Genomic DNA, 6,438 nt, shown 5'->3' with positions numbered 1-6,438 from the left:
CCGTATCTTCCGCTACTCCCTGGTCGGGGTGGTTGTCGCGTAGTTGCGCAGGATTCTGTAGTCGTGTTTGTTACGGCCGGTTCTAACCGGCCATACCACTCACGACCCTTGACCTGCTAAAACGCCGTCCAGGCTTAGGTGCCCGAAGGGTCGGCTCGCGTGCCTGGAGGGTCGTCAGCGTGCCGACCCGTCAGGCACGTGTGCCGACCGTCGGGGTACGCCTGCCGACCCGCTGGGTGTTCGACGCCCATGTCGTTTTTTCGCCAGCGCGAGGGTGGGCGACCCGCGATGCTGGTGGGGTGCATGAGGACTTCGAGCGGTGCGTGCGGGCGGTCCAGTCGAAGGACGCCCGCTTCGACGGGTGGTTCTTCACCGCGGTACTGACGACGCGCATCTACTGCCGTCCCAGCTGCCCGGTGGTGCCGCCCAAGCCCGAGAACATGACGTTCCACCCGAGCGCGGCCGCGGCACAGCAGGCCGGGTTCCGGGCCTGCAAACGGTGCCGCCCCGACGCGAGCCCCGGCTCGCCGGAGTGGAACGTGCGCGCCGACCTGGTCGCCAGGGCGATGCGCCTGATCGCCGACGGTGTGGTCGACCGGGACGGTGTGCCGGGCCTGGCGAGCAGGCTCGGGTACAGCGTGCGGCAGGTCGAACGGCAGCTGATCGCCGAACTCGGCGCCGGGCCGCTGGCTTTGGCCAGGTCACAGCGGGCGCAGACGGCACGGGTGCTCATCGAGACGACCACGCTGCCGATGAGCGACCTCGCGCTGGCCGCCGGGTTCTCCAGCATCCGGACGTTCAACGACACCGTCCGCGAGGTCTTCGCGCTGTCGCCGACCGAGCTGCGCGGCCGGACGAAAGCGCGGGCCACGACGGGCACGATCGCGTTGCGGCTGCCGTTCCGCGCGCCGCTGTGCCCTGACAACCTGTTCGGGCATCTCGCCGCGACGGGTGTGCCGGGCGTCGAGGAGTGGCGTGACGGCGCGTACCGCCGCACCCTGCGCCTGCCGCACGGGCACGGCGTGGTCGCGCTGCGGCCGTTGCCGGATCACATCGGCTGCCAGCTCACCCTGACCGACCTGCGTGACCTCTCGATGGCCATCAGCCGGTGCCGCTGGCTGCTCGACCTCGACGCCGACCCGGTCGCCGTCGACGAGCTGCTGGCCCAGGACCCGCTGCTCGCGCCGCTGGTGGCCAAGGAACCCGGCCGCCGCGTGCCGCGCACGGTCGACGGCGAGGAGTTCGCGGTGCGCGCGGTGCTCGGCCAGCAGGTGTCGACCGCCGCCGCCCGCACGCACGCCGCGCGGCTGGTCCAGGCGCACGGCGAGCCCATCGACGACCCGGACGGCGGCCTGACCCACCTCTTCCCGGGTACGGAAGCACTGAAAGACCTCGATCCCGAGACGCTGGCCATGCCGAAGTCCCGTCGCCGCACCCTGCTCGGCTTGATCGAGACCATGGGTGACCTCGATCTCGGCGCGGGCGCGGACTGGGACCGCACCCGCGCCGCGCTGACCGAGTTGCCCGGTTTCGGCCCCTGGACGGTCGAAACGATCGCGATGCGCGCGCTCGGCGACCCGGACGCGTTCATCCCGAACGACCTGGGCGTCAAGCTCGCGGCCAAGGGGCTCGGCATCGAGAAGCTCACCGAGCACGCGGCGCGCTGGCGGCCGTGGCGCGCGTACGCCGTGCAGCACCTCTGGGCGACCGGCGACCACCCGATCAACTACCTTCCCGCGTAAGGAGAAACACATGACCAGGACTCATGCCGTGCTCGAAAGCCCGATCGGGAAGCTCACTGTCGTCGCGCAGGACGGCGCGCTGGCCGGGCTGTACATGGAGCAGCAGCGGCACCTCCCGAAGTTCGAGACCTTCGGTCCGGAGGACGCGGGGTACGAGCTGTTCGCGCGTGTCGAATCCCAACTGAAGGAATACTTCGCGGGTCAGCGGCGTGAATTCGACCTGCCGATCACGTTCGCGGGCACCGAGTTCCAGCGTCGCGTGTGGACAGAACTGACCGAAATCCCATATGGCGAGACGATTTCCTACGGTGAGCTGGCCCAGCGGCTCGGCAATCCGACCGCGTCACGGGCCGTCGGGCTGGCCAACGGCAAGAACCCGATCAGCGTCATCGTGCCTTGTCACCGCGTTGTCGGCTCGACCGGCGACCTGACCGGCTACGGCGGCGGCATCGAGCGGAAGCGGTTCCTGCTCGACTTCGAACGCGGTCCGGTGGCCCTGTTCTAAGGGCGGGTCCAGCCGGTGGAATCGCGGATGGAAGGATCGCGGGTGTGAAGACCTTCGATGAGCTGTTCGCCGAGCTTGCCGAGCGCGCGCGCACCCGCCCCGACGGCTCCGGCACCGTCGCCGCGCTGGACGCGGGCGTGCACGCGCAGGGCAAGAAGGTGCTCGAAGAAGCAGGCGAGGTGTGGATCGCCGCCGAGCACGAATCCGACGAGCGGCTCGCCGAGGAGATCTCGCAGCTGCTGTACCGGCTCCAGGTGCTGATGCTGGGCCGTGGTCTGTCCATCGAGGACGTTTACCGCTACCTGTGAAAGAGGGAAGTCCGATGCTGCGTGTTGCCGTGCCGAACAAGGGAGCGCTCGCCGTTTCCGCTTCGGAGATGCTCGGTGAGGCGGGGTACCGGCAGCGCCATGAGGCTCGCGACCTGACCGTGCTCGACCCGCACAACGAGGTCGAGTTCTTCTACCTGCGGCCCAAGGACATCCCGATCTACGTCGGCTCCGGCGAGCTCGACCTCGGCATCACCGGCCGCGACCTGGCGAACGACTCCGGCGCGCCCGTCGACGAGACCCTGTCGCTGGGCTTCGGCGGCTCGACGTTCCGCTACGCCGCGCCCGCCGGCCGCGAGTGGAAGGTCGAGGACCTGCACGGCAAGCGCCTCGCGACGTCCTACCCGCGCTTGGTCCGCAAAGACCTCGGAGCACGCGGCATCGAGGCCGAGATCATCCGCCTCGACGGCGCGGTCGAGATCTCGATCCAGCTCGGCGTCGCCGACGCGGTCGCGGACGTGGTCGGCTCCGGCCGCACGCTGCGCCAGCACAACCTCGTCGCGTTCGGTGACGTCATCTGCCGGTCGGAAGGCGTCCTCGTGCACCGCGCGGGCCGCGAGCTGACCAAGGCGCAGGCCCAGCTGTCGGCGCGGCTGCAGGGCGTCGTCTTCGCGCAGCAGTACATGATGCTCGACTACGACTGCCCGCGGACGTTGCTGGAGCAGGCGGTCGCGGTCACCCCAGGCCTCGAGTCGCCGACCGTCGCCCCGCTCGCGCACGAGGACTGGGTGGCGGTGCGCGCGATGGTGTCGCGCAAGCAGGTCAACCAGATCATGGACGAGCTCGCCGAGCTCGGCGCCAAAGCGGTTCTGGCCTCGGACATCCGCTCCTGCCGGCTGTGAGTGTCCTCCCGGCGTTCGCCCCCATCTGGGCGATCACCGGGCTCGGGTATCTGCTGAGCCGCTTTTCGGTGCTCGGTGACCGCGCGGACCAGGTGTTGACCCGTTTCGCGTTCACCGTCGCCATGCCCGCGGTGGTCTTCAGCACCCTGATCAGCACCTCGTTGTCGGCTCTGGTCAATCCCGGCTTGATCGCCTTTGTGGCGGGCACGGCGGCGGTGGGTGTCACCGCCGCCGCGGGATCCCGCTGGGTGTTCCGCCGCAAGCGTGGCGAACGCGTGGTCACCGGCATGGCCGCCTGCTACACGAACGCGGGCAACCTGGGCATCCCGGTCGCGCTGCAGGTGCTCGGCGGCTCGTCGTTCATCGTGTCGGTGCTGCTGATCCAGTCGCTCTGCATGATGCCGCTGATGCTCGGCCTGCTGGAGTCGGACGTCCCGCGCGGCGAAAGCTCCCGCGTGCGCGCGCTGCTCATGCTGCCGGTGCGCAACCCGGTCATCGCGGCCTCGTTGCTCGGCGTCCTGGTCGGGACGACCGGGCTGCAGCTGCCCGACCTGCTGATGCAGCCGATCCACACCCTTGGAAACGCGGGTGTGGCGACGGCACTCTTGGCCTTGGGCATGTCTTTGAACCCCGGCAAGACCGAGGTCCCGGGCGAACCGCGTCGAGGTGAGCTGACGATGGTGGTGTTGTTGAAGGTGATCGCGCAGCCATTGGTCGCTTTGGGCGTCGGACTGCTGCTGGGCTTGCCTCAGCCGGCCATGCTCGCCGCGGTCTTGTGCTCGGCTTTGCCTACGGCACAGAACATTTTCATCGCGACCAGTCAGTACGCGATCGACAGCCGCTTCACCCGCGACGCCGTGCTGATCACGACTTTGCTTTCCATGGCAACGCTTTCCGTCGTCGCCGCGCTGCTGAGCTAGTCGTGCAGCGCCGCTGCGAGGCGGGCGGTGAGCTCGTCCGCGACGGCGTGCGCCGAATGACGCAGGGCGTCGGCCGGGACGGATTCCTCGGCGTCGAACCGGATCCGGACCCGTTCCTGGAGCGGAATCGAGTGAGTGGCCGGATCGGGACGGCCCAGGCGCACCAACCCGACCGGGTCGAGGCCGATCGTCGGCGCCACCGAATCCGCGAGCGGAAGGTCGATTCCGGTGAGCAGGTCGAGCATCCGGACGAGGTGCGCGCTGAGGTCTTTCTCATCCATGACAGCGCCGATTTGCTCGCGGGGCAGCTGGAACCAGCACGACCGCTGCCCGGACCGATGCACCGCGACGCCGGTTCCCGTCGCCCGATCGGTGGAATGTGCCCACACCACATCATCGGATGAGCTGACTTCAAGCCCTTCGAGTGACGTGAAGAATGCGTGCGCGCGCCCGAGCGCGGGCAGGGAAACACTTTCGAGTTCGCTTGCCTCGTGGCGAAAACCGAGGTCGACGGGTACGAGGTGCAGTTCGACGGTGGCGCCCTGCGGCTGATGGGTCAGCTCGGAACGCCAAATGACCGGAAGCGCCTCAGGCAAGGACGTCCAGGTGAGCGACGATTCGGCGAGCGCCGGGCCTGACGTCGGGGGAAGCATCGGAAGCGTCCCCAGTGGCGGATGAACCTGCGTGGGTCGATCGTCGTTCTGCGGCACCCGAAGACGATAGCCCGTGAGCGTTGCCGACGGTTATTTGAGGGGAAAGCCAAATGTGGCGTACCCCCAGGGCAGCTGAGTGAGGGCCTCCCTCACACAAGCCAAGTTGGTGAGGGCCTCCTTCACCCAGATATACGCAATGCTGGGTAGTCAAGGCTTGGCCTGCGTCGTCAATCGACACGCGAGCACGTGAAACCCGAGCCGGCCGGGCCGTCGTCGGTGGCCCGGCCGCAAGCCTGCTTTGTGGGGTGGGTGGGCGGAATGAACGGGGCGTATGTGTCGCTCAGCGTTGCGAACGCCCCGTTCGCAACGTTGAACCACCCCTGCGGCACCCGCCGAGCAGCGGGTTTGGCCAACCTGCCCGACCCTTGACCACCCGGCATTGCAGATATACGGGTGAGGGCCTCCTTTACCCCACGATCCTTTTGTCAGTGCGGGGGCCTCGGGCGTTTGGGCATGAGGTCGTAGAGGCCTTTGCGGGCGCCGTTGTCGTTGGTGTTGCGGGCATGCGAGACCTGGGTGATGAAGTCCTCGAAGACGAATTCCTCTTCGGCGGGGATCACCGCGGGCTGGGGGCGCTGGGCGTAGTAGTTGTCCAGTGTTTCGGCGATCTCGCGGAAGGAGACCGCCTGGATCGTTTCCGGGGCGAAGGTGGTCACCGGGACGCCGTGTGCCGCGGCCTCGTTCATCACCACGCCGAGCGGGATGTGGGACAGCATCGGGATGCCGAAGCCGTAGAGCTCCTGCAGCGCCGCCGCCGCGTAGTGCGAGATCGGGCGGCGGTACAGGCCGGGGACGATGCCGAAGTACGCGATCGGGGGACGGTTGACCGTCTGCTGGACGTAGTTGATCTGGTCGTTCAGCAGCCGCAGCGCGCGGATGCTCGTGCGGTCGGGCTGGACCGGGACCAGTATCCCGTGCGACGCGGCGAGCGCGTTGTTCGTCAGGACGTCGAGTGCGGGCGGGCAGTCGATGACGATGTGGTCGTAGTTCGCGAACTGGAGGACCCTGGCGAGTTGCCAGCCTGGCACGCGGAACTGGTCGAGCCTGCGGATGAGGTCGAACATGCCGGGTGACGTCGGGACGACGTCGAAGCAGCCGCCGCGGCCGACGTTGCTGCGGGGGTGGGGCACGATCAGCTCTTCGACCGGGCCCTTCCAGATCTTGGTGAGCGCCTTGGCCAGGCTCGGCGCCTCCACCGGTGCTTCGGCCAGGCCGAGCATCTCCGTGGTGGCGTGGCCCTGGGGGTCCAGGTCGATGAGCAGGACGCGCCGTCCGCGTTCGGCCAGCGCCGCCGCCGCGCCGACGCTGAGCGAGGTCTTGCCGACCCCGCCTTTCTGGTTGACCACCGAGGTGATCTGCATACTGGGCGTGCTCCCTGGTTCGTGGTTGG

The 6,438-nt window shown here is 68.5% G+C and carries 7 protein-coding genes; 5 read left to right on the top strand and 2 right to left on the bottom strand.

Features of this window, described 5'->3' with window-relative positions:
* Positions 1–299 precede the first annotated feature (299 nt).
* From ACFV15_RS38910 to ACFV15_RS38890, 5 genes are read left to right on the top strand one after another with little or no spacing between them, the layout of a single operon-like run.
* Positions 300–1,742 (top strand): DNA-3-methyladenine glycosylase 2 family protein, encoded by a 1,443-nt coding sequence (locus ACFV15_RS38910; protein ID WP_378357250.1) that lies wholly within the window; start codon positions 300–302, stop codon positions 1,740–1,742.
* A gap of 10 nt (positions 1,743–1,752) precedes the next feature.
* A complete protein-coding gene (locus tag ACFV15_RS38905; protein ID WP_378357249.1) occupies positions 1,753–2,247 on the top strand; it encodes a methylated-DNA--[protein]-cysteine S-methyltransferase in 495 nt (164 codons plus the stop codon).
* Between the two features lie 44 nt (positions 2,248–2,291).
* Positions 2,292–2,555 (top strand): phosphoribosyl-ATP diphosphatase, encoded by a 264-nt coding sequence (locus ACFV15_RS38900; protein WP_091292903.1) that lies wholly within the window; start codon positions 2,292–2,294, stop codon positions 2,553–2,555.
* Between the two features lie 14 nt (positions 2,556–2,569).
* Positions 2,570–3,415, top strand: a complete 846-nt coding sequence (gene hisG / locus ACFV15_RS38895; RefSeq protein ID WP_378357248.1) for an ATP phosphoribosyltransferase — start codon at positions 2,570–2,572, stop codon at positions 3,413–3,415.
* A complete protein-coding gene (locus ACFV15_RS38890) occupies positions 3,412–4,335 on the top strand; it encodes an AEC family transporter (RefSeq protein ID WP_378357246.1) in 924 nt (307 codons plus the stop codon). The genes hisG and ACFV15_RS38890 overlap by 4 nt, the downstream gene beginning before the upstream one ends.
* Here ACFV15_RS38890 and ACFV15_RS38885 read toward each other — a convergent pair.
* Positions 4,332–4,988, bottom strand: coding sequence for a hypothetical protein (locus ACFV15_RS38885; protein ID WP_378357244.1), 657 nt, complete (start codon positions 4,986–4,988; stop codon positions 4,332–4,334). The two genes, ACFV15_RS38890 and ACFV15_RS38885, sit on opposite strands and share 4 nt — an antisense overlap.
* A 485-nt stretch (positions 4,989–5,473) precedes the next feature.
* The gene (locus ACFV15_RS38880) at positions 5,474–6,409 is read right to left on the bottom strand and encodes a ParA family protein (protein WP_378357242.1); all 936 of its coding nucleotides are present in this window, start codon (positions 6,407–6,409) and stop codon (positions 5,474–5,476) included.
* Positions 6,410–6,438 lie beyond the last annotated feature (29 nt).

The sequence above is a fragment of the Amycolatopsis sp. NPDC059657 genome (assembly GCF_042734395.1).
In the GTDB taxonomy this organism is placed as follows: domain Bacteria; phylum Actinomycetota; class Actinomycetes; order Mycobacteriales; family Pseudonocardiaceae; genus Amycolatopsis.
Note: the sequence above shows the minus strand (reverse complement) of the source record. Positions and strands in the feature narration are given on the sequence as shown.

Bases quoted from the DNA above. Each gene is read 5' to 3' on its own strand.
- ACFV15_RS38885 (WP_378357244.1), bottom strand. From the start codon at position 4,988: ATGCTTCCCCCGACGTCAGGCCCGGCGCTCGCCGAATCGTCGCTCACC.
- ACFV15_RS38905 (WP_378357249.1), top strand. From the start codon at position 1,753: ATGACCAGGACTCATGCCGTGCTCGAAAGCCCGATCGGGAAGCTCACT.
- hisG (WP_378357248.1), top strand. From the start codon at position 2,570: ATGCTGCGTGTTGCCGTGCCGAACAAGGGAGCGCTCGCCGTTTCCGCT.
- ACFV15_RS38880 (WP_378357242.1), bottom strand. From the start codon at position 6,409: ATGCAGATCACCTCGGTGGTCAACCAGAAAGGCGGGGTCGGCAAGACC.